At 62.5% G+C, this 19,812-nt stretch carries 23 protein-coding genes and 2 tRNA genes; 18 read left to right on the plus strand and 7 right to left on the minus strand.

The genetic code is table 11. The features are described from left to right. Positions 1-46 precede the first annotated feature (46 nt). The 13 genes from ACVRRC_RS08775 to ACVRRC_RS08835 all read left to right on the plus strand — a co-directional run bounded on the left by ACVRRC_RS08775 (position 47) and on the right by ACVRRC_RS08835 (position 11,802). Positions 47-802 (plus strand): heme ABC transporter permease, encoded by a 756-nt coding sequence (locus ACVRRC_RS08775; protein ID WP_011913665.1) that lies wholly within the window; start codon positions 47-49, stop codon positions 800-802. Further along, entirely contained in the window at positions 799-975 is a 177-nt protein-coding gene (gene ccmD / locus ACVRRC_RS08780) for a heme exporter protein CcmD (RefSeq protein WP_011913664.1), read from the plus strand. The genes ACVRRC_RS08775 and ccmD overlap by 4 nt, the downstream gene beginning before the upstream one ends. After that, positions 972-1,439 carry a cytochrome c maturation protein CcmE gene (gene ccmE / locus ACVRRC_RS08785; protein WP_011913663.1) on the plus strand — a complete coding sequence of 156 codons (468 nt, stop codon included), beginning with the start codon at positions 972-974 and terminating at the stop codon, positions 1,437-1,439. The genes ccmD and ccmE overlap by 4 nt, the downstream gene beginning before the upstream one ends. Next, complete coding sequence (locus ACVRRC_RS08790; RefSeq protein WP_472996869.1) at positions 1,436-3,409, plus strand: heme lyase CcmF/NrfE family subunit; 1,974 nt, start codon at positions 1,436-1,438, stop codon at positions 3,407-3,409. The genes ccmE and ACVRRC_RS08790 overlap by 4 nt, the downstream gene beginning before the upstream one ends. A 1-nt stretch (position 3,410) precedes the next feature. Further along, on the plus strand, positions 3,411-3,941 hold the full coding sequence (locus ACVRRC_RS08795; RefSeq protein ID WP_014597050.1) for a DsbE family thiol:disulfide interchange protein: 531 nt from the start codon (positions 3,411-3,413) through the stop codon (positions 3,939-3,941). Then, complete coding sequence (locus tag ACVRRC_RS08800) at positions 3,938-4,411, plus strand: cytochrome c-type biogenesis protein (protein WP_011913660.1); 474 nt, start codon at positions 3,938-3,940, stop codon at positions 4,409-4,411. The genes ACVRRC_RS08795 and ACVRRC_RS08800 overlap by 4 nt, the downstream gene beginning before the upstream one ends. After that, positions 4,408-5,628, plus strand: coding sequence for a c-type cytochrome biogenesis protein CcmI (ccmI, locus tag ACVRRC_RS08805; protein WP_472996870.1), 1,221 nt, complete (start codon positions 4,408-4,410; stop codon positions 5,626-5,628). The genes ACVRRC_RS08800 and ccmI overlap by 4 nt, the downstream gene beginning before the upstream one ends. A 17-nt stretch (positions 5,629-5,645) precedes the next feature. Beyond that, positions 5,646-6,086: a hypothetical protein gene (locus ACVRRC_RS08810; protein WP_011913658.1), complete on the plus strand. Its 441-nt coding sequence runs from the start codon at positions 5,646-5,648 to the stop codon at positions 6,084-6,086. Positions 6,087-6,226: 140 nt separating this feature from the next. Next, positions 6,227-6,523: a flagellar protein FliT gene (gene fliT, locus ACVRRC_RS08815; protein WP_011913657.1), complete on the plus strand. Its 297-nt coding sequence runs from the start codon at positions 6,227-6,229 to the stop codon at positions 6,521-6,523. 377 nt (positions 6,524-6,900) lie between these two features. After that, the gene (locus ACVRRC_RS08820; RefSeq protein ID WP_014597048.1) at positions 6,901-8,367 is read left to right on the plus strand and encodes a sigma-54 dependent transcriptional regulator; all 1,467 of its coding nucleotides are present in this window, start codon (positions 6,901-6,903) and stop codon (positions 8,365-8,367) included. Between the two features lie 132 nt (positions 8,368-8,499). Then, on the plus strand, positions 8,500-9,687 hold the full coding sequence (locus ACVRRC_RS08825) for a sensor histidine kinase (protein ID WP_272884492.1): 1,188 nt from the start codon (positions 8,500-8,502) through the stop codon (positions 9,685-9,687). Between the two features lie 4 nt (positions 9,688-9,691). Beyond that, positions 9,692-11,086, plus strand: a complete 1,395-nt coding sequence (locus tag ACVRRC_RS08830; RefSeq protein WP_019406803.1) for a sigma-54-dependent transcriptional regulator — start codon at positions 9,692-9,694, stop codon at positions 11,084-11,086. 56 nt (positions 11,087-11,142) lie between these two features. Beyond that, positions 11,143-11,802, plus strand: coding sequence for a thiopurine S-methyltransferase (locus tag ACVRRC_RS08835; RefSeq protein WP_472996871.1), 660 nt, complete (start codon positions 11,143-11,145; stop codon positions 11,800-11,802). A gap of 22 nt (positions 11,803-11,824) precedes the next feature. Here the strand turns inward: ACVRRC_RS08835 and ACVRRC_RS08840 are convergent, their stop codons facing one another. The 4 genes from ACVRRC_RS08840 to ACVRRC_RS08855 form a co-directional block, all read right to left on the minus strand. Continuing rightward, positions 11,825-12,469, minus strand: coding sequence for a DUF2959 domain-containing protein (locus ACVRRC_RS08840; protein WP_017243993.1), 645 nt, complete (start codon positions 12,467-12,469; stop codon positions 11,825-11,827). An 83-nt stretch (positions 12,470-12,552) separates the two neighbouring features. Then, positions 12,553-13,425, minus strand: coding sequence for a protease HtpX (htpX, locus tag ACVRRC_RS08845; protein ID WP_014597043.1), 873 nt, complete (start codon positions 13,423-13,425; stop codon positions 12,553-12,555). An 88-nt stretch (positions 13,426-13,513) separates the two neighbouring features. Further along, positions 13,514-13,984, minus strand: a complete 471-nt coding sequence (locus tag ACVRRC_RS08850; protein WP_045158418.1) for a hypothetical protein — start codon at positions 13,982-13,984, stop codon at positions 13,514-13,516. 4 nt (positions 13,985-13,988) lie between these two features. Beyond that, positions 13,989-15,200: a pyridoxal phosphate-dependent aminotransferase gene (locus ACVRRC_RS08855; protein ID WP_151320048.1), complete on the minus strand. Its 1,212-nt coding sequence runs from the start codon at positions 15,198-15,200 to the stop codon at positions 13,989-13,991. Positions 15,201-15,470: 270 nt separating this feature from the next. Between ACVRRC_RS08855 and msrB the strand changes: the two genes are divergently transcribed. The 3 genes from msrB to ACVRRC_RS08870 all read left to right on the plus strand — a co-directional run bounded on the left by msrB (position 15,471) and on the right by ACVRRC_RS08870 (position 17,346). Beyond that, positions 15,471-15,869, plus strand: a complete 399-nt coding sequence (gene msrB, locus ACVRRC_RS08860) for a peptide-methionine (R)-S-oxide reductase MsrB (RefSeq protein ID WP_014597041.1) — start codon at positions 15,471-15,473, stop codon at positions 15,867-15,869. A 16-nt stretch (positions 15,870-15,885) separates the two neighbouring features. After that, positions 15,886-16,368 carry a glutathione peroxidase gene (locus ACVRRC_RS08865; RefSeq protein ID WP_011913647.1) on the plus strand — a complete coding sequence of 161 codons (483 nt, stop codon included), beginning with the start codon at positions 15,886-15,888 and terminating at the stop codon, positions 16,366-16,368. Between the two features lie 87 nt (positions 16,369-16,455). Next, positions 16,456-17,346 carry an ATP-binding protein gene (locus ACVRRC_RS08870; RefSeq protein ID WP_011913646.1) on the plus strand — a complete coding sequence of 297 codons (891 nt, stop codon included), beginning with the start codon at positions 16,456-16,458 and terminating at the stop codon, positions 17,344-17,346. 57 nt (positions 17,347-17,403) lie between these two features. Here ACVRRC_RS08870 and ACVRRC_RS08875 read toward each other — a convergent pair whose 3' ends face one another. Beyond that, complete coding sequence (locus ACVRRC_RS08875; RefSeq protein WP_472996872.1) at positions 17,404-18,081, minus strand: glutathione S-transferase family protein; 678 nt, start codon at positions 18,079-18,081, stop codon at positions 17,404-17,406. Positions 18,082-18,135: 54 nt separating this feature from the next. Beyond that, entirely contained in the window at positions 18,136-18,903 is a 768-nt protein-coding gene (locus tag ACVRRC_RS08880) for a hypothetical protein (RefSeq protein WP_472996873.1), read from the minus strand. Between the two features lie 214 nt (positions 18,904-19,117). On the opposite strand from ACVRRC_RS08880, the gene ACVRRC_RS08885 reads away from it, so the two are divergent. Then, positions 19,118-19,193 (plus strand) — tRNA-Glu (locus ACVRRC_RS08885). Between the two features lie 17 nt (positions 19,194-19,210). Continuing rightward, positions 19,211-19,286 (plus strand) — tRNA-Gly (locus ACVRRC_RS08890). A gap of 172 nt (positions 19,287-19,458) precedes the next feature. Here the strand turns inward: ACVRRC_RS08890 and ACVRRC_RS08895 are convergent. Continuing rightward, positions 19,459-19,749: a metal-sensing transcriptional repressor gene (locus ACVRRC_RS08895; RefSeq protein WP_013983149.1), complete on the minus strand. Its 291-nt coding sequence runs from the start codon at positions 19,747-19,749 to the stop codon at positions 19,459-19,461. Between the last annotated feature and the right edge of the window lie 63 nt (positions 19,750-19,812).

Consider the following 19,812-nt stretch of genomic DNA (forward strand, 5'->3'; position numbering starts at 1 on the left):
TTCGAGGCCTGATCCATCAGGGCCTCGCTGGACGACGAGTCATCCGATGAACTGGACATGGTTTCACAAGCTGGGCTCACCGAAGTGGTTCTACGAGATCAGCGGGCGCTGGTTGCCCTGGCTGGCCTGGGCAGCCGTGTTGCTGGTCAGCGTCGGCGTGGTCTGGGGCCTGGCGTTCGCTCCCGAGGACTACCAGCAGGGCAACAGCTTCCGGATCATCTACATTCATGTCCCCGCCGCATTCCTGGCCCAGTCCATCTACGTGATGCTCGCCGTCGCCGGCGTGGTGGGACTGGTCTGGAAGATGAAGCTGGCTGACGTTGCGCTGCAGCAGGCGGCGCCGATCGGCGCGTGGATGACTTTCATCGCACTGCTCACCGGCGCGGTCTGGGGCAAACCGACCTGGGGCGCCTGGTGGGTGTGGGACGCGCGGCTGACCTCGATGCTGATCCTACTGTTCCTGTACTTCGGCATCATTGCGCTGGGCCAGGCAATCAGTAACCGTGACAGCGCGGCCAAGGCCTGTGCGGTGCTGGCGATCGTCGGCGTAGTGAATATCCCGATCATCAAGTACTCGGTGGAGTGGTGGAACACGCTGCACCAGCCAGCGACCTTCAAGGTGACCGAGAAACCGGCCATGCCGATGGAGATGTGGCTGCCGCTGCTGGTGATGGTGATCGGCTTCTATTGCTTCTTCACCGCGGTGCTGCTGATGCGCATGCGCCTGGAAGTGCTGCGCCGCGAGTCGCGTGCAAGCTGGGTGAAGAACGAGGTCAAGGCTCTGGTGGGAAATAACTCGTGAACTTTTCATCCTTCGCCGATTTCATCGCCATGGGCAATCATGGCGTGTACGTCTGGACCGCATACGGCATCAGCCTGGCGGTGCTGATTCTCAACGTTGCGCTGCCCGTACTGGCGCGTCGGCGTTACCTGCAAGATGAGGCGCGTCGTTTGCGCCGGGAGGAGTCGAAGTGAATCCGGTGCGCAAGAAGCGTCTTTTCATCGTCCTGGCGATTCTCGCCGGTGTCGGTATCGCCGTGGCGCTGGCGTTGTCCGCCCTGCAGCAGAACATCAACCTGTTCTACACGCCGTCCCAGATCGCTGCCGGCGAAGCGCCGGAGGGCACCCGAATCCGCGCAGGCGGGCTGGTGGAAGAGGGTTCGGTCAAGCGCACCAACGATTCGCTCAGCGTCGCCTTCCGTGTCACCGATGGCGCTCAGGCGATCACCATCACCTATCAAGGCATCCTCCCGGATCTGTTCCGTGAAGGGCAGGGTATCGTCGCACTGGGCCGGGTCAACGCCGACGGCGTGCTGGTCGCCGACGAGGTCCTGGCCAAGCACGATGAGAACTACATGCCGCCGGAAGTGACCCAGGCGCTGGAGAAGAGCGGCATGATGAAGCATTACGAGGGCGGCAAGCAGGAGTACGCGAAATGATTCCGGAGCTCGGCCATCTGGCAATGATTCTGGCCCTGTGCCTGGCCGTGGTCCAGGCCACGCTGCCGCTGATCGGTGCCTGGCGCGGTGACCGGCAATGGATGGGCCTGGCGCAGCCGGCGGCCTGGGGGCAGTTCGCGTTTCTCGGTTTCTCCTTTGCCTGCCTGACCTACGCCTTCATGGTCGACGATTTCTCCGTCGCCTATGTGGCGCACAACTCCAACAGCGCCTTGCCCTGGTACTACAAGTTCAGTGCCGTGTGGGGTGCCCACGAAGGTTCGCTGCTGCTGTGGGCCTTCATTCTCGCCGGCTGGACCTTCGCGGTGGCGATCTTCTCCCGTCAGCTGCCGGAAGACATGTTGGCGCGCGTGCTCGGTGTGATGGGCCTGATCAGTATCGGTTTTCTGCTGTTCCTGATCGTCACCTCCAACCCGTTCGAGCGGTTGCTCCCGCAGGTGCCGATGGATGGCCGGGATCTCAACCCGCTACTGCAGGACTTCGGTCTGATCGTGCATCCCCCGATGCTCTACATGGGGTACGTCGGTTTCTCGGTTGCCTTCGCCTTCGCTATCGCCGCGCTGCTCGGCGGGCGTCTGGATGCCGCCTGGGCGCGCTGGTCCCGTCCATGGACGCTGGTGGCCTGGGCGTTCCTCGGTCTGGGCATCGCGCTGGGTTCCTGGTGGGCCTATTATGAGCTCGGCTGGGGTGGCTGGTGGTTCTGGGACCCGGTGGAAAATGCCTCGTTCATGCCCTGGCTGGTCGGTACCGCGTTGATCCACTCGCTGGCCGTTACGGAGAAACGCGGCGTCTTCAAGAGCTGGACGGTGCTGCTGGCGATCGCGGCCTTTTCGTTGAGCCTGCTCGGCACCTTCCTCGTCCGTTCCGGTGTACTCACTTCCGTTCACGCCTTCGCCACCGATCCCGAGCGCGGCGTGTTCATCCTGGTGTTCCTGCTGATGGTGGTCGGTGGCTCGCTGACCCTGTTCGCCCTGCGCGCGCCGGTGGTCAAGAGTCAGGTCGGCTTCGGCCTCTGGTCGCGCGAAACCCTGCTGCTGGTCAATAACCTGCTGCTCGTCGTGGCGACCGCGATGATCCTGCTGGGTACGCTGTATCCGCTGCTGCTGGATGCCCTGTCTGGCGCCAAGCTGTCGGTCGGGCCGCCGTACTTCAATGCCATGTTCGTGCCGTTGATGGCCGCGCTGATGCTTACGCTGGGTGTCGGGATCATGGTGCGCTGGAAGGACACGCCGGTGAAGTGGTTGCTCGGCATGCTCACGCCGGTGCTGATTACCAGCGTGGTACTCGGCGGGCTCGGCTCGCTGCTGTTCGGTGACTTCAACTGGGCCCTGCTCGCGGTATCCCTGCTGGCGGCATGGGTGGTCATCGCCAGCGTCCGCGATCTGCTCGACAAGACCCGCCACAAGGGCCTGTTGAAGGGGGCACGGAGCCTTGCACCGAGTTATTGGGGCATGCACCTGGCGCACCTGGGCCTCGCTGTCTGTGCGATCGGTGTGGTGTTGACCAGCCATCAGAGCTCCGAGCGTGACCTGCGCCTGGCGCCGGGCGAGTCGCTGTCGCTGGGTGGTTACGAGTTCGTCTTCGAGGGGGCGGTGCACCATGAGGGGCCGAACTTCACCTCGGACAAGGCCACCATCCGGGTTTTCGACGGTGACAAGCAGATCGCCACCCTGCATCCGGAGAAGCGCCTGTACACCGTGCAGCAGATGCCGATGACCGAGGCGGGCATCGACGCCGGCTTCACTCGCGACCTCTATGTGGCCCTCGGCGAGCCGCTGGGCGACGGTGCCTGGGCAGTGCGCGTGCATATCAAGCCGTTCGTGCGCTGGATCTGGTTGGGTGCGCTGATGATGGGCCTGGGCGGTGCCCTGGCCGCCAGTGATCGTCGTTATCGTGTCAAGGTAAAGACCCGCGTGCGCGAAGCATTGGGTATGGCGGCGCAAGGAGCCTGATGTGAAAAGACTGCTGATGTTGCTGCCACTGGCGATTTTTCTGGTGGTGGCAGTGTTCCTCTACCGGGGGCTTTTTCTCGATCCGTCCGAGCTGCCTTCGGCGCTGATCGGCAAGCCGCTGCCCGCGTTCTCGCTGCCCTCGGTGGAAGATGAGCAGCGCCTGATCACCGACGCAGATCTCAAGGGCAAACCCGCACTGGTCAACGTGTGGGCAACCTGGTGTGTCGCCTGCAAGGTCGAACACCCGGTACTCAATCGCCTGGCCGCGCAGGGCGTGGTCATCCATGGCGTCAACTACAAGGATGACAACGCAGCGGCGCAGAAATGGCTGAAGGAATTTCACGATCCCTACCAGCTGAACATTCGTGACGAGCGCGGCAGCCTGGGCCTGGACCTGGGCGTATACGGCGCGCCCGAGACCTTCTTGGTCGACAAGCAGGGCGTCATCCGTCACAAGTTCGTCGGCGTGATCGATGATCGTGTCTGGCGCGAGCAGCTCGCAGCGCTCTATCAGGAGTTGGTGGACGAATGAAACGATTGATCCACGCTGCGCTGCTGGGGCTGTTCCTGGTTTCCACGGCCCAGGCAGCGATCGACACCTACGAGTTTCGCGATGAGGCCGAACGCGAGCGCTACCGGACGTTGACCGAAGAGCTGCGTTGTCCGAAGTGCCAGAACCAGAACATCGCCGATTCCAACGCGCCCATCGCGATGGATCTGCGCCAGGAAATCTTCCGCATGCTGGAGGAGGGGCAGAGCAACGACCAGATCGTCGATTACCTGGTGGACCGTTACGGCGACTTCGTTCGTTACAACCCGCCGGTGAATGCGAAGACTCTGCTGCTCTGGTACGGCCCGGCGGGCCTGCTGGTGCTGGGCTTCGGTGTTCTGGCCGTGATCCTGGTACGTCGCCGCCGCGTCGAGAAGGCGCCTGCATCGAACACCCTTTCCGAGACCGAGCGCGAGCGTCTCGCCAAGCTGCTGGATAAAAAAGACTCATGACCGATTTCTGGATAGCCGCCAGCGCTCTGCTGCTGGTGGCACTGGCCTTCCTGCTGCTCCCCATCCTGCGTGGTCGTCGCGCCCAGGCCGAAGAAGACCGTACGGCGCTCAACGTTGCGCTCTACGAGGAGCGCCTGGCTGAACTCACCGCCCAGCACGCGGCGGGAACACTGAGCGATGCCCAGCTCGAGGCGGGGCGTGCGGACGCGGCGCGCGAGTTGTTGGAAGACACCGAAAACAGCGACAGCCCCAAAATCGCCAAGTTGGGTCGTAGCGTGCCGCTTATCGCAGCCGTGCTGGTGCCCCTGGTGGGCTATGGGTTGTACATGCACTGGGGGGCTAGCGACAAGGTGCAGATGGCTCGTCAGTTCTCGGAACAGCCACGCACCGTCGAGGAAATGACGGCTCATCTCGAGCAGGCCGTGAAGGAGCAGCCCGACTCGGCCGAAGCCTGGTATTTCCTCGGGCGCACCTACATGAATCAGGAGCGCCCGGCCGATGCGGCCAAGGCATTCGCGCGCGTGGTAGAGCTTGCCGGACGCCAGCCCGAACTGCTTGGCCAGTGGGCTCAGGCGCAATACTTCGCCGGCGATCGGCAGTGGTCCGAACAGCTGCAGGCGCTTACCGATGAGGCGCTGCAGGCCGATCCGCAGGAACTGACCAGTCTCGGCCTGCTCGGCATCGCGGCATACGAGGAAGGTCGCTATCAGGATGCCGTGCGCTTCTGGGAGCAGCTGGTGGCTGCGTTGCCCGAGAACGATCCTTCTCGCGAAGCCATCCGCGGCGGCATCGAACGCGCCAGGCAGCAGGTCGATGGCGGTTCCGGCAACGCTGCAGCAGGCGAGGCTCCGGCTGCGGCGAGCACGCATGCCGCTGCGCTGCAAATCCAGGTGCAGCTGGATCCGAAGGTGGCGGAAACGGTATCGCCCGAGGACAGTGTTTTCGTTTTTGCGCGGGCAGTGAACGGACCGCCGGTTCCGCTGGCGGCCAAGCGCCTGACGGTCGGTGATCTTCCGGCGACCGTCACGCTGAGCGACGCCGATGCGATGGTGCCGTCCCTCAAGATCTCCAGCGTCGAGCAGGTGACGGTGATGGCGCGGGTTTCTCGTACGGGTGACGCAACAAAGGGTGAGTGGATGGGTCAAAGCGAGGCGCTCGAGACTCGCGGTGATAAAAACGCCGTGCGGTTGATGATCGATCGCGCCGAGGCGCCCTGATCCCAGTAGAGGTGGAGATGAACCTGAAGCCAACAGCGAACCCGTTTGCTCCTGCGCGCATTGTTCTGCGGGCCGCGCTGATTGGTCTGACGCTGTTGCTCGGCGCCTGTGCTGGGAATCCGTACGATTCTGCACCGCAGGCACCGGCACCTGCACCGGTTCCGCGGGCACCGGAGCCCTCCGGTCCGGTCATCGCGCCACCGCCTATCAAGGCGCCACCGGCACCCAGGGCTCCAGCCACGCAGAGAAGCCATCCGCGTTACGCGCCGCCGCCGCACGTGGCGGCTCATTGGGACAATCGCCTGGGTGTCTATGTGGTGGAGGGGCGCGAGCTGTACTATCGCGAGCGCCTTTACTATCGCTGGGATGGCGACTGGTTCTGCGCGGCGCGCCCGGATGGCCCTTGGGAACCGGTTGCACCGCCCAGCGTGCCGCCGGGGTTGCGCGAACGCTACTGAGCTGCACGCCGAGCAGTCTTTTTGCCGTTCGGTCTAAAGGCTGAGCGTCGATTGCCGATAAGGATTCAGCACCGTTGCTTTGCAACGTATCCGCTGGCTCGGCAAGACCGCCGCATCGGGCTCAGGCCCCGGAGTCGAACATGAATGCTTCCGTCAAGCGCCTAGAAGAAACCGGCACCGCACTGCGCGACGCGCTGACGCAGCAGGATTGGTCGGCCATCGGCATGCTCGACCGCGAGTGCCGCAGCGCTGTCGATGAGGCGATGCGCGAACATCAGCGTGATGATGGAGCTGTCCGGCAACGTTTGCAGGAGCTGCTCGATCTCTATCGCGAACTGGTCATGACCTGCCAGATCGAACAGGCCCGGGTGGCAGGCGAACTGCGTCAGCTCAATCAGTCGCAGCAGGGCGCCAAGGTCTACCAGCTGTTCGGTTGAATGCCGAACGCAACATGCTTGTGTGCAGCGTTCCCGACCGTCCTCGGCTCCAGTCACGACCTCTCGCTTTTTATCATTACAAAGTATGTGGCATTATGTCGCCAGTGCGGCGTTGGCGGTCATCTGTTTGACGCGTACTGCTTAGTAAATCCCTATCTTGTCCACGATCTTGCGCGCAACTGACCGGTTGAGCTGCTGGGCGTTTCACAACACTCTGATTTCCGGCTCGTTCTTTGGTCGTTAATTCACGCCATAAATTTGACTCAGTTCATTTTTTCATTAATCTACGTTTCATCTGCCATGAAGTGTGATCGCCTTTATTTCCATGGATGCGAGCGCAGGCTTTCTTTCAGCCTCTAAAGAGCCCTATAAACAAGATGTGGCGTGAAACCAAGATTTTGTTGATAGATGATGATCGTGACCGTCGGCGGGATTTGACGGTCATTCTGAATTTTCTCAGTGAGGATCATCTGGCTTGCTCCAGCAGTGAATGGCAGGACGCTGTCGCCGGCCTCGAGTCCAGTCGAGTCGTGAATGGCGTCATGCTGGGGGATGTGACCACCAGGGGGGGCGCCATCGAGCTGATCAAGCAGATGAGCAAATGGGATGAGAACGTCCCGTTGATGCTGATTGGCGAGCCGGCACCGGCCGACTGGCCCGAGGAGATTCGACGCCGGGTCCTCACCAGCCTGGAAATGCCGCCCAGCTACAACAAGCTGCTCGACTCGCTGCACCGGGCGCAGATCTACCGCGAAATGTACGAGTCCAAGACGCGCGGCCGGCAGCGCGAACCCAATCTTTTCCGCAGCCTGGTTGGCACCAGCCGAGCGGTGCAGCATGTCCGTCAGATGATGGAGCAGGTCGCCGATACGGAGGCCAGCGTGCTGATCCTCGGCGAATCCGGTACCGGCAAGGAGGTGGTCGCGCGTAACCTGCACTACCATTCCAAGCGGCGCCAGGGGCCGTTCGTTCCAGTCAATTGCGGTGCTATCCCGGCAGAATTGCTGGAAAGCGAACTGTTCGGACACGAAAAAGGCGCCTTTACCGGCGCGATCACCGCGCGGGCAGGGCGCTTCGAGCTGGCCGAGGGCGGTACGCTGTTCCTCGACGAAATCGGTGACATGCCGTTACCCATGCAGGTCAAGCTTCTTCGTGTACTGCAGGAGCGCACATTCGAGCGCGTCGGCAGCAACCGCACGCAGAATGCCGATGTTCGGATCATTGCCGCGACCCACAAGGATCTGGAAAAGATGATCGAAGAGGGGACCTTCCGTGAGGACCTCTACTATCGCCTGAACGTCTTCCCGATCGAAATGGCGCCGCTGCGCGAGCGTGTGGAAGACATCCCACTGCTGATGAACGAGCTGATCTCGCGCATGGAGCACGAGAAGCGCGGTTCCATCAGGTTCAACTCGGCTGCCATCATGTCGCTCTGCCGGCACGACTGGCCGGGCAACGTTCGCGAATTGGCCAATCTCGTCGAACGCATGGCGATCATGCATCCTTATGGTGTGATCGGTGTAATGGAGCTGCCGAAGAAGTTCCGGCACGTTGATGATGACGACGAGCAGTACGCAACCAGTCTGCATGACGAGATGGAAGAGCGTGCCGCCATCAGCGCGCCGATGGTGGTGCCTGAGGCGCAGGCCATGCTCCCTGTCGAGGGGCTGGACCTGAAGGAGTACCTCGGCAACCTTGAGCAGGGGCTGATCCATCAGGCGCTCGAAGACGCCGGTGGTGTGGTTGCCCGTGCCGCGGAGCGGCTGCGCATCCGGCGGACCACGCTGGTAGAGAAAATGCGCAAATATGGAATGAACCGCCGCGACGACGAACTGGGCGAGTAATATTCGTGCATGACAAAGGCCACCTTCGGGTGGCCTTTTGCGTTTCTGGGACGCATCAGCGGATGACGCCGCGGGCATGAACCTTGCTGGTTTCACTTGACCGACCATCTTTTGACAGGCGCAAGTGAATCAGTGAATTTCGTCACCAGGCCGTCCATAGCGTCCTTTGAGCCCACCGATGCCGTGGACCTCACAGGCTCGCTCGAGCGTTTCCGAGAGCTTGCCGGGCAGCTGGGCGAGTCCGAGGGGCTTTTGCAGGCACACGTCGCTGAGCTCCGGGACCAGCTTGCCGAGGCGGGGGCGCAGCGTCGCCACGAGCTCGAGGAGAAGGAGCGGCTCGCTCAAAGACTGCGGAACGTGCTGGACCTGCTTCCGGGCGGCGTGATCGTCATCGATGGCCAAGGGGTGGTGCGCGACGCCAATCCTGTGGCCTCGGAGCTTCTGGGTGAGCCCCTGGTGGGTGTCAACTGGCGCGATGTCATCGTCCGCAGTTTCGCCCCGCGCAAGGATGATGGCCATGAGATTTCCCTGCGCAACGGACGCCGTCTGTCGATCGCCACTCGTTCCCTCAGCGGCGAGCCCGGCCAGTTGGTGCTGTTGACCGACCTTACCGAAACCCGGCGTCTGCAGGATCAGTTGGCGCGCCATGAGCGCTTGTCGTCCCTGGGGCGAATGGTGGCATCGCTAGCCCATCAGATTCGCACACCGCTTTCCACCGCGCTGCTGTATGCAAGCCACCTTGAGCAAGGTGGCCTGAGCGAGCAACAGCAGCAACGTTTCGCCGGCAGTCTGAAAGCGCGCCTGCACGAGCTGGAGCACCAGGTTCGCGACATGCTGGTGTTCGCCCGGGGCGATCTGCCGCTGAACGACCGCGTGACCCCGGCCGAGCTGCTGTCCGCTCTTCGCGCGGCGGCGGAGCCGAAACTGGGAGATGTCGCCGTGCGCTGGCAGAACGATGCGCAAGGCGGCGAGCTTCTTTGCAACCGCGACACACTGGTCGGCGCACTGCTCAACCTTGTCCAGAACGCCTTGCAGGCCTGCAGTGGCGCATGTCGTTTGAAGATTCATCTGTATCGGCGTGATGCCACGCTGCACCTGTGCATCAGCGATAACGGCCGCGGCATAGAGGCTGGCATCCTGGGGCGGTTGGGCGAGCCGTTCTTCACTACCCGGGACAATGGAACCGGCCTCGGGCTTGCGGTCGCGAAGGCTGTCGCCCGTGCCCATCAAGGCGAGCTGCGCCTGCGTTCCCGGCCAGGTCGCGGCACTTGCGTCATCGTTGCGTTGCCGTTGATTCCTATCGTTCAGAAGGTCGTGTGAGCTGATGGCTGCGAAAGTACTGCTGGTCGAAGATGATCCATCCCTGCGAGAAGCACTGGGTATCACGCTCGAACTGGGCGGCTATGCACATCGAGCCGTCGACTGCGGCGAAGCCGCACTCATCGCACTGGAGCAGGAGCCCTTTGGTCTGGTCATCAGCGACGTGAACATGCCGGGTATGGATGGCCATGAGCTGCTCGCCTCGATTCGCAAACGTTATCCGCAGATTCCGGTGCTGCTGATGACGGCCTTTGGCGCCGTGGCGAAGGCGGTGGAGGCGATGCGTCAGGGGGCGGTCGATTACCTCGTCAAGCCCTTCGAGCCCGGCACACTGCTCGAACTGCTGGGTCGCCACGTCAACGGCGCCCTCGGTCCGGTGGAGGCACAGGGTCCGATCGCCTGCGAGCCGTCCAGCCAGCGGCTGCTGGATCTTGCTGCGCGCGTGGCGCAAAGCGACTCGACGGTGCTCATTTCCGGCGAGTCGGGTACCGGCAAGGAAGTGCTGGCACGTTATATCCACCAGCGCTCGCCGCGTGGTGCAAAGCCGTTCATCGCCATCAACTGCGCCGCTATTCCGGACAATATGCTGGAGGCGACGCTGTTCGGCCACGAAAAGGGCGCCTTCACCGGGGCCATCGCCAGTCAGCCTGGCAAGTTCGAGCAGGCCGATGGCGGTACGCTGCTGCTCGACGAGATTTCCGAGATGCCGCTCGCGCTGCAGGCCAAGCTGTTGCGGGTGCTGCAGGAGCGCGAGGTGGAGCGGGTTGGCGGGCGAAGGTCGATTGCCCTGGATATCCGGGTGCTTGCGACCACCAACCGCGATCTGGCCGCTGAGGTGGCCGCCGGGCGCTTCCGCGAAGACCTGTTCTATCGATTGTCCGTTTTTCCCCTGGCCTGGCCGCCGCTGCGCGAGCGTCCGGCCGATATCCTGCCGCTGGCCGAGCGCCTGCTGGCGGGCCATGCCCTAAAGATGCGACAGGTACCGGCTCGGTTGTCGTCGGCGGCGCAACGCTGCCTGCTCGAACACGGCTGGCCGGGTAACGTGCGTGAACTGGACAATGCCATTCAGCGTGCGCTGATCCTTCAGCAGGGTGGTGTCATTCAGCCCGAAGATCTCTGCCTGCTCGGCTCTGCTGGTGCTGTCGGTGCGCCGCTTGCCAGTAATCCAGCGCCACTGCCGAGCGAGGCCTCTGCCGCTGATGGCGAAGTCGGTTCCGCCTTGGGTGATGATCTGCGGCGGCGCGAATTCCAGTTGATCATCGACACGCTGCGCGCCGAACGCGGGCGTCGCAAGGAGACCGCCGACCGGCTGGGCATCAGTGCGCGAACCTTGCGCTACAAGCTGGCACAGATGCGCGACGCCGGGGTCGATGTGGAAGCGTTGCTCTACGCCAGCTGAGCCGGGGTCGCAATGGCTCTGCTAAGCTGCGGCTTTCATGCAGCGGAGGCGCGCAGGTGCACCAGAACTTCTGGCAAGAACGTTGGGCTCGCAACGAAATCGGTTTTCACCTCGAAGACGTCCATCCCGGCTTGCGCCGTCACTGGCCGCGGCTGGCTTTGCCCGAGGAAGCAGCTGTGCTGGTGCCGCTGTGTGGCAAGAGCCTGGACCTGGCCTGGCTCGCAGGGCAGGGCCATCGCGTACTGGGGGTGGAGCTGAGCCAGAAAGCCGTCGAGGCGTTTTTCGCCGAGCAAGGTCTGGAGGCGGAGATTTCGCAGGTCGGCGCATTCAAAGTCTATCGATCCGGCAGGCTTGAGATCCGTTGTGGCGATTTCTTTGCGCTGGCGGCGCAAGACGTTGCCGACTGCCGGGGCGTCTACGATCGCGCCGCGCTGATTGCGCTGCCGCCGGCGATGCGCCAGCGCTACGCCGCGTTGCTGACGAACATTCTGCCGGCCGGCTGCCAGCAATTGCTGGTTGCGCTCGATTACGACCAGGCGGAAATGGATGGCCCGCCGTTCGCTGTCAGCCATGCGGAAGTGAGCACGTTGTACGACGGCGCGTGGGACGTGCAGCAGCTGGAGGCCAAGGAAGTGCTGGAGCGCAATCCGAAGATGCGTGAGCGTGGGCTGCAGCGCCTGCAAGAACAGTTTTACCGGCTGCAACGGCGGGGTTGACCGCCGTTGCCGCTCGCTGCGCTCAGCTGTCCGCCTGGAGTCTGCGGATAAAGGTGTCGGCCTCGTCGATGGCGCGCTGCATGTCCGCCATCAACTGGTCGACATTGCCTTGCAGCGTGCGGTACTCGCCATGCAGGGCGCTGATCGCGCGAGCATTGAGGTTGTGCTTGAGAAACAGCACCTGATCGCGCAGTACGCTGAGCACCGGCTCGATGCGTTGTTCGGCTGCCTTCATGCGTTGCAGCAGCGTCCGGTATTCGGCACGGGTACGGCTCAGCTCCTTCGCACTGGCAGCCTTCAGGCTGGCATTGCTGTACTGCTTCAGTTCGCTCTCCCATTCCTTGAACAGAGCATTGGCGACGTCTTCCACCGCGTCGATGCGGGCCCGCACATCCCGGGCGCTGGCGACGCTCGCCTCGTACTGTCGGTTCAGTGCGTCATAGCGCTTCTCCAGGTCGCCGCCCTTGACCTCTACCACGCTGCGATAGCGTTCCAACGCATCCTTGAACTGTTCCTTGGCGGCTTGCTGCGAGTCGCGTGCGTCCTCCACCCGGTCGACCAGGATGTCACGCTTGTGGATGCCGGCTTTTTCCATTGCGGAGTAATAGGCACTCTGGCAGCCAGCGAGGGCGAGCAGGGCGCAGCAGACGAAGATGAGGCGGCGCATGGCGATTCCTTCTATGCGGAGTTGAATCTGCATAGACAAACGAAAAGGGCGACTTGCGTCGCCCCGGTACCACTCGGTCGATCTCAGCCACGCTGACGCAGGGCTTCGATGCGATCCTCCAGAGAGGGATGGGTCATGAACAGGCCGGCCATGCCGTGCTTGAGCGAGCCGTTGATGCCGAACGCCTTGAGCGAATCGGGCATGTGCACCGGCAGGCCCTGTTCGGCCCGCAGGCGCTGCAGGGCGCCGATCATAGCGCCGGTGCCGGCCAGTTGCGCGCCGGCTTCGTCGGCGCGGTATTCACGCTTGCGCGAGAACCACATGACGATGATGCTGGCAAGGATGCCCAGTACCAGTTCGGCGAAGATCGTCGCGACGAAGTAGCCGATGCCATGGCCGTCCTCGTTCTTGAGGATCGCCTTGTCGACGAAGTTGCCGAAGATTCGTGCGAAGAACATGACGAAGGTGTTCACAACGCCCTGGATCAGCGCCAGGGTGACCATGTCGCCATTGGCCACGTGGCCGATTTCATGCGCCAGCACCGCGCGCACTTCATCCGGGGAGAAACGTTCGAGCAGGCCCTGGCTGACGGCTACCAGCGCGTCGTTGCGATTCCATCCGGTGGCGAAGGCGTTGGCCTCGTAGGCCGGGAAGATACCGACCTCGGGCATCTTGATGCCGGCTTCGCGCGACAGTTGCTCGACGGTCTGCAGCAGCCACTGCTCATGGCGGGTGCGCGGCTGGCTGATGATCTCCGTGCGTGTGCTCATCTTCGCCATCCACTTGGAGATGAACAGCGAAATCAGCGATCCCGCAAAGCCGAACACCGCACAGAAGACCAGCAGGCTGCCATAGTTCTGGCCGGTGTAGCGATCGACCCCGAGCAGCTTCAGGGTGATGCTGGCGATGACCAGGACCGCAAGGTTGGTGGCCAGGAACAAGAAAATGCGCATCATGTTGCGGCAGACTCCAGGGTAGGATTTGAAGAACGATAGGCTATATAAGGTGCGCCCTTGAGCTATTCAACCGAGCGACTATTTCAAGCTATGTCGCTTGTGCGCCAAGGCTGGAGTGCAGCGGCGAGCCGGTGTCGTTTTCGAACAGCAAGCGGGCAAGATGGGCGATGCGCTCGCTGTGACCGGTTTTCAGTGCGTCGCGAAGCTGATGGGCGAGACTGGCCTGGATGCGCAGTACGCTGGGAGGCAGGCTGCGGTCGCCCGCCAGGTATCCGGGGACGGCGCGGGTCAGGCGAATGAAACCCTTCTCGGTCAGCACAGCCTGGTCCAGTGCGAGGAACTGGATGGTGCTCTCGAAGCGCAAATAGCCTTCGTCGGCCAGCCAGAGCAGGGCGCCCAGGCAGCTCTGGTGGCGTTTGGAGGGAAGGCCGAACTCGTCCGGCTCTTCCCGGCCTATCAGGTCTTCCACATACAGCGCGATCTTCCGTGGAAACGCCTGATACAACGCGAGCAGACCGCCCGCGGCGTCCTTGTAGAAGTCGTCTATCTGCAGATCCATTCGGTTACTGCTGGTAGGTCTTGAGGAAGTTGCCGATGCGTCCGATCGCCTGCTCCAGGTCATCCACGCGCGGCAGGGTAACCACCCGGAAGTGATCCGGCCACGGCCAGTTGAATGCCGTGCCCTGGACGATCAGCAGTTTCTCGGAAAGCAGCAGGTCGAGCACGAACTTCTCGTCGTTGTGAATCGGGCAGATCTTCGGATCGATGCGCGGGAACGCATACAGCGCGCCCATGGGCTTGACGCAGCTGATGCCGGGAATGTCGTTGAGCAGCTCCCAGGTGCGGTTGCGCTGCTCGAGCAGCCGACCCGGCGGCAGGACCAGGTCATTGATGCTCTGATAGCCGCCCAGTGCAGTCTGAATCGCATGCTGCGACGGTACGTTGGCGCACAGGCGCATGTTGGCAAGGATATCCAGGCCTTCGATATAACTCTGGGCCTTGTGTTTGGGGCCGGAGATGGCCACCCAGCCGGAGCGGAAGCCGGCGACACGATAGGACTTGGACAGGCCGTTGAAGGTCAGGCAGAGCACGTCCGGCGCCAGCGAGGCGGTGGAGATGTGCACCGCGGCGTCATAGAGAATCTTGTCGTAGATCTCGTCGGAGAACAGCACCAGCTTGTGCTGGCGAGCCAGCTCCACCATGCCCTCCAGGACTTCCTTCGGATAGACCGCGCCGGTGGGGTTGTTCGGGTTGATCAGGACCAGCGCCTTGGTGTTTGGCGTGATCTTGGCCTTGATGTCGGCCAGGTCGGGCCACCAGTTGGCCTGTTCGTCGCAGAGGTAATGCACCGGCTTGCCGCCGGCCAGGCTCACGGCGGCCGTCCAGAGCGGATAGTCCGGAGCGGGGATCAGCACTTCGTCGCCGTTGTTGAGCAACGCCTGCATGGACATCACGATCAGCTCGGACACGCCGTTGCCGAGATAGATGTCCTCGATGCCGATGCCTTCCACCTGCTTTTGCTGGTAGTACTGCATGATCGCCTTGCGGGCGCTGAACAGGCCTTTCGAGTCGCTGTAGCCCTGGGCAGTCGGCAGGTTGCGGATCACGTCCTGGAGAATTTCCTCCGGAGCTTCGAAACCGAACGGCGCCGGGTTGCCGATGTTCAGCTTGAGGATGCGATGGCCTTCCTCTTCCAGGCGTTTGGCGTGCTTGAGCACTGGCCCACGGATGTCGTAACAGACATTGGCGAGCTTGTTCGATTTGCTGACCTGCATGATCCTGAGTGTCCCGAAGTGAAAACGTGCCAGTTCCGGAAATGGCTGGTCACGTTTGGCATGAACCCGGGCGCCTTGGCAGTCGGAAACCCCGCTGCCAGACTAGGCGTCGAAGAGGGAGGCATGATACGTGCGGCCCGACCACCGGAAAAGGTACAGATCGGCCTTTTTTATATAGCGTGCTGTTGCGCTTCGTGTGCGTTCCAAACAACCGGTGCGCCATGTCGTGGCCATGGGACGAAACGCGAACAGACCCCGAGGAGGCTACCGATGGACAAGCTGGAAAAACCGCTCGACGCCTGGCGTGAGGAGCTGTCCGATGAGCAGTTCCAGATCTGCCGGCTCGGCGCCACCGAGCGCCCCTTCACCGGCAAGTACAACGACACCCGGACGCCGGGCGTCTACCATTGCGTCTGCTGTGATGCGCCACTGTTCGATGCCGATGCCAAGTTCGACTCCGGCTGTGGCTGGCCCAGCTATTTCCAGCCGGTAAGCGATACGGCGATCGCCAGCCTGGATGACTTCAGTCATGGCATGCACCGGATCGAGGTCAGGTGCGCTCGCTGCGACGCCCACCTGGGGCATGTGTTCCCCGATGGCCCTAAACCGACCGGTCTGCGCTATTGCATCAATTCGGCCTCGCTCGACTTGAAGCCCCGCGAAGTCTGAGCCGCAAGGAACCAGCATGCGCGATCCTCTGTTAGATATTCCCTGCGTCACCATCGACGGCGAGCACAAGACGCTCGCCGATTTCGATGCCAAGGTGCTGCTCGTGGTGAACACCGCCAGCCAATGTGGTTTCACGCCCCAGTACAAGGGATTGGAGGAGCTCTGGCAGCGCTACGGCGAGCGTGGCCTGGTCGTGCTCGGTTTTCCGTGCAACCAGTTCGGCGGACAGGAGCCGGATAGCGAGGCGCAGATCGCCACCTTCTGCGAGCGTCGGTTCGGCGTGTCCTTCCCGTTGTTCGCCAAGGTCGAGGTCAATGGCGGCGACGCCCATCCGCTGTTCATCGAGCTGAAGAAGCGCGCGCCCGGCCTGCTGGGCAGCAAGGCCATCAAGTGGAATTTCACCAAGTTCCTCATCGCCGATCAGGGGCGCACGGTGCGGCGCTATTCCTCGCGTACCGCGCCGCAGGCGCTGGCGGCGGATATCGAGGCGCTGCTCTGAAGCACGAGCGGCGCGGGATCGATAGCTTTCGCAGGCGTTGATGTCTGGTCCGGCTTCGGCCGGACTTTTTCTGTTTTGGAGTCAATCATGGATGTCGAGTTGAAAGCCTTCCTGCAGCGTGCCGAAGGCCTGTTGGCGCGTATCGAGCCGTTGCTGCCCGCGCAGCCGCCCGTTATCGATTGGGAGCATACGCTGGCGGCGCGCTGGCAGCGTGACGGCCGAAGCGGCTATCTGGCGCCGCTCGAGGTCAATCTCGATCTGCGTCTGGACGACCTGATCGGCATCGACCGACAGCGTGATCTGCTGGCTGCCAATACCCAGCAGTTCGTCGATGGCCTGCCCGCCAATCACGTCTTGCTCTGGGGCGCCCGTGGTACTGGAAAATCGTCGCTGATTCGCGCTCTGTTGGCCGAGTATGCCGGCCGTGGGCTGCGCCTGATCGAGATCGAGCGCGACCATCTGGCGGATCTGCCGCGCGTGGTAGAGCTGCTTTCAGGGCAGCGCCAGGCCTTCGTGCTTTTCTGCGACGACCTGTCCTTCGAGGCTGGCGAGGGTGACTACCGGGTGCTCAAGAGCGTGCTCGACGGTTCCCTGGAGCGTGCGCCGGAGAACGTGCTGCTGTATGCCACGTCGAACCGCCGTCACCTGGTGCCGGAGCGCCAGAGCGACAACGAGAACTGGCAGATGGTGGACGGCGAGCTGCATCCGAACGAGGCGGTGGAGGACAAGATTGCCTTGTCCGATCGTTTCGGCCTCTGGCTGTCGTTCTATCCCTTCAGCCAGCAGCACTACCTCAGTGTGGTGCGCCACTGGATCGATTCGCTGGCAGGCAAGGCGCGCCTGCAATGGGATTGGGACGAAGCGCTGGAAAAGGACGCGATTCGTTGGGCCACCGGACGTGGCAATCGCAATGGGCGCTGCGCGTATCAGTATGCCCGTCAGTGGGTGGGCGCACGTTTGCTCGACGCGCGGCGCTAACTTGGTAGCTTGTCGAACCCGCCGCAGCTGTTGCGGCGGGCCCGATGCCGGCCGACCCTAGACGGTAGCGGCCTTGCCCATCTCCTGCAGCTTGGCATTCATGCGTTGCTCGCCCGGCAGCAGGCTTTCGATGGCGGGGCGCGCCAGCATGCGCGCATGGTGTGCAGCCAGCCCCGGCCAGCGCTGGGCATCGAGCTGTTCGCCGCCGTGGCTCATGTTGATCAGCTGACAGGTCACGGCGATGTCCGCCATGGATAACCGGTCGCAGACGAAGAAATCGTTGTCGCCGAGCTGCTGCTCGAGGTAGTCGAAATGAGGCGGCAGCTTCTGCTGCATCGTTGTCTGCACCGCCTCTTCGTTGCACGGCTGGCCGGAGGTCGGCTTGAGAATTCGGTTGCGAAACACGGTGAAGGTGGTCAATGGCGCCAGCTCGTAGTCCGCGTATTTCTCGAGCCAGCGCACCTGACCACGCGCCTGGGCGCTGTCGCCGTACAGGGTTGGCGTGGCGGGATAGGCTTCTTCCAGGTACTGGCAGATCACGCTGGAGTCGGCGAGGGTGCAGTCACCATCCTTGAGCGAGGGAATACGTCCCAGCGGGTTGATGGCGTAATACCAATCGGGCGGGGTGAAGGGCATCACCGTTTCAAGCTGATAGTCGAGTCCCTTTTCCTGCAGGCACAGCCGTACCTTGCGGACGAAGGGGGAGAGGGGCACGCCGTACAGGGTCACAGACATCATCGTCCTCCGCGGTGGATTCGTTCTTGTTATGAGCTGGCGCCGGTGATGCGATCAGTAGACGTTGTTCTTCTTCCAGAGGTCGTCGTCGTCGAATGCCTTCATGCCTTCGGCCAGCTCGCTCGACTCGTCGGCCTTGGGCACCTCGTTCTTCAGCACCAGTGCGTTGGCATGCTCCAGCAGGGCCTCCAGCTGTTTCAATTGAGCCTGGTAAGGCGCCGGTGCCGGCTGCCGTCGAATGTGCTGGACGCCTCGTTCGAAGGCCAGGCGTGCACGCTGCGGCTGGTTCTGCTGCAACGCCTGCTTGCCCAGGTTGGTGAAGAACTCGATGTGCAGGATGGCCAGCATCCGCTGGATATCCTGTACCCAGCGCTTGGCCTCGGCTTGTTCCAGGAGGCCTTCCTTGGTGGCGCGCACGATCTGGGCGTGGAGATCCTCGAGCATGAAGCGGCTCTCCTTGGCCTGGGCCTCGGTGAGGATCTGCCGGGGCGGATTGCGCACTTCGATCGCCTCACCCTTCGCCACGTCTGCGCGCAATGTCTGAAGGCGGGCTGTCAGTTTGTCGTTGCCCTTGTCCAGCGGCTGCAGGCGCTCGCTGAGCGCCAGCTCGAGGCGGGTGAGCAACAGCTTCAGGGCCGGGGTCATCATCTGCCCGGGCAGGCCGTCAGAAAGATCGGCGCAGCGGCGGCAGCGGTCGGTCAGCTCGGCGCGCTTGCGGGCCTTTTCCAGATTGCCTTTTTCGACGATCTGTATGGAGTAGACGATGATGACCAGAACGAGCAAACCGGCCAGGATCAATCCCGTGATCATTAGTGGGGACACTTGACTACCTCTCGAGCCGCTGGCTTTTCGTCTGAGTGTAGTGGCTTGATGATGTGGCCGATAGCTCCAGCTGCCGCACGGTGATGCTGCGAAAATTTTTTTTAAAACTATGCTTGACGACCTTCGGAGGCCTCCATAGAATGCGCGCCACTTGCAGCGTGAAGCGCCAAACAGAGCGCTGCAAGCCGGAAGTAAGCTGTAGTTTCCGGGCAGCGTCCCCTTCGTCTAGTGGCCTAGGACACCGCCCTTTCACGGCGGTAACAGGGGTTCGAGTCCCCTAGGGGACGCCACTTTTTGTTGTAGATAAGCGGGAATAGCTCAGTTGGTAGAGCACGACCTTGCCAAGGTCGGGGTCGCGAGTTCGAGTCTCGTTTCCCGCTCCAAATTCTCTTCGCGGCTTCTTCAGGCCTGCGAGGAATCAAAAAAGCGACCTAAGGGTCGCTTTTTTCGTTTTGCGTTCTCGACATTCACCTGGATAGCGTCAACGGTTCGCTACGGCCCAGGCCGGCGTGCTCGCCGAGGCTTGCGGTATCGATCGGTCGACAGCGGCTTGCTTCAGGTGTACTTGGTGAAAATGCTGCGCACGCGCTCCAGGGTCTCGCCGGTATCCTGGGTCTGATCCTGCAGCGCTTCCTCGATCAGGCACGTCAGCATCAGCCGGTAGGCCTTGTCCAACGCACTGCGCGCAGCGGAGAACTGCTGAGCGATCGCTTCACAATCCTCCCCGCGTCTGATCATCGCCTGAATGCCGCGCACCTGCCCCTCGACTCGCGCGAGCCGTTTCAGCATGGCCTGCTGCTGAGTCTGCAATTCCGCGGATTCAGCGGCAGTGGTCTGGTCATTCATGCGTTTACCTCGAGATCACGAAAGAAGAGCTGGCGGGTGTTCCGGTCGCTTGGCCGAGTGGCC

Source organism: Stutzerimonas sp. LR2, from assembly GCF_055755175.1.

Coding starts and splice junctions, on each gene's coding strand:
- ACVRRC_RS08775 (WP_011913665.1), top strand. CDS start 47: ATGAACTGGACATGGTTTCACAAGCTGGGCTCACCGAAGTGGTTCTAC.
- ACVRRC_RS08790 (WP_472996869.1), top strand. CDS start 1,436: ATGATTCCGGAGCTCGGCCATCTGGCAATGATTCTGGCCCTGTGCCTG.
- ACVRRC_RS08800 (WP_011913660.1), top strand. CDS start 3,938: ATGAAACGATTGATCCACGCTGCGCTGCTGGGGCTGTTCCTGGTTTCC.
- ccmI (WP_472996870.1), top strand. CDS start 4,408: ATGACCGATTTCTGGATAGCCGCCAGCGCTCTGCTGCTGGTGGCACTG.
- ACVRRC_RS08810 (WP_011913658.1), top strand. CDS start 5,646: ATGAACCTGAAGCCAACAGCGAACCCGTTTGCTCCTGCGCGCATTGTT.
- fliT (WP_011913657.1), top strand. CDS start 6,227: ATGAATGCTTCCGTCAAGCGCCTAGAAGAAACCGGCACCGCACTGCGC.
- ACVRRC_RS08820 (WP_014597048.1), top strand. CDS start 6,901: ATGTGGCGTGAAACCAAGATTTTGTTGATAGATGATGATCGTGACCGT.
- ACVRRC_RS08830 (WP_019406803.1), top strand. CDS start 9,692: ATGGCTGCGAAAGTACTGCTGGTCGAAGATGATCCATCCCTGCGAGAA.
- ACVRRC_RS08840 (WP_017243993.1), bottom strand. CDS start 12,469: ATGCGCCGCCTCATCTTCGTCTGCTGCGCCCTGCTCGCCCTCGCTGGC.
- htpX (WP_014597043.1), bottom strand. CDS start 13,425: ATGATGCGCATTTTCTTGTTCCTGGCCACCAACCTTGCGGTCCTGGTC.
- ACVRRC_RS08850 (WP_045158418.1), bottom strand. CDS start 13,984: ATGGATCTGCAGATAGACGACTTCTACAAGGACGCCGCGGGCGGTCTG.
- ACVRRC_RS08855 (WP_151320048.1), bottom strand. CDS start 15,200: ATGCAGGTCAGCAAATCGAACAAGCTCGCCAATGTCTGTTACGACATC.
- msrB (WP_014597041.1), top strand. CDS start 15,471: ATGGACAAGCTGGAAAAACCGCTCGACGCCTGGCGTGAGGAGCTGTCC.
- ACVRRC_RS08865 (WP_011913647.1), top strand. CDS start 15,886: ATGCGCGATCCTCTGTTAGATATTCCCTGCGTCACCATCGACGGCGAG.
- ACVRRC_RS08870 (WP_011913646.1), top strand. CDS start 16,456: ATGGATGTCGAGTTGAAAGCCTTCCTGCAGCGTGCCGAAGGCCTGTTG.
- ACVRRC_RS08875 (WP_472996872.1), bottom strand. CDS start 18,081: ATGTCTGTGACCCTGTACGGCGTGCCCCTCTCCCCCTTCGTCCGCAAG.
- ACVRRC_RS08895 (WP_013983149.1), bottom strand. CDS start 19,749: ATGAATGACCAGACCACTGCCGCTGAATCCGCGGAATTGCAGACTCAG.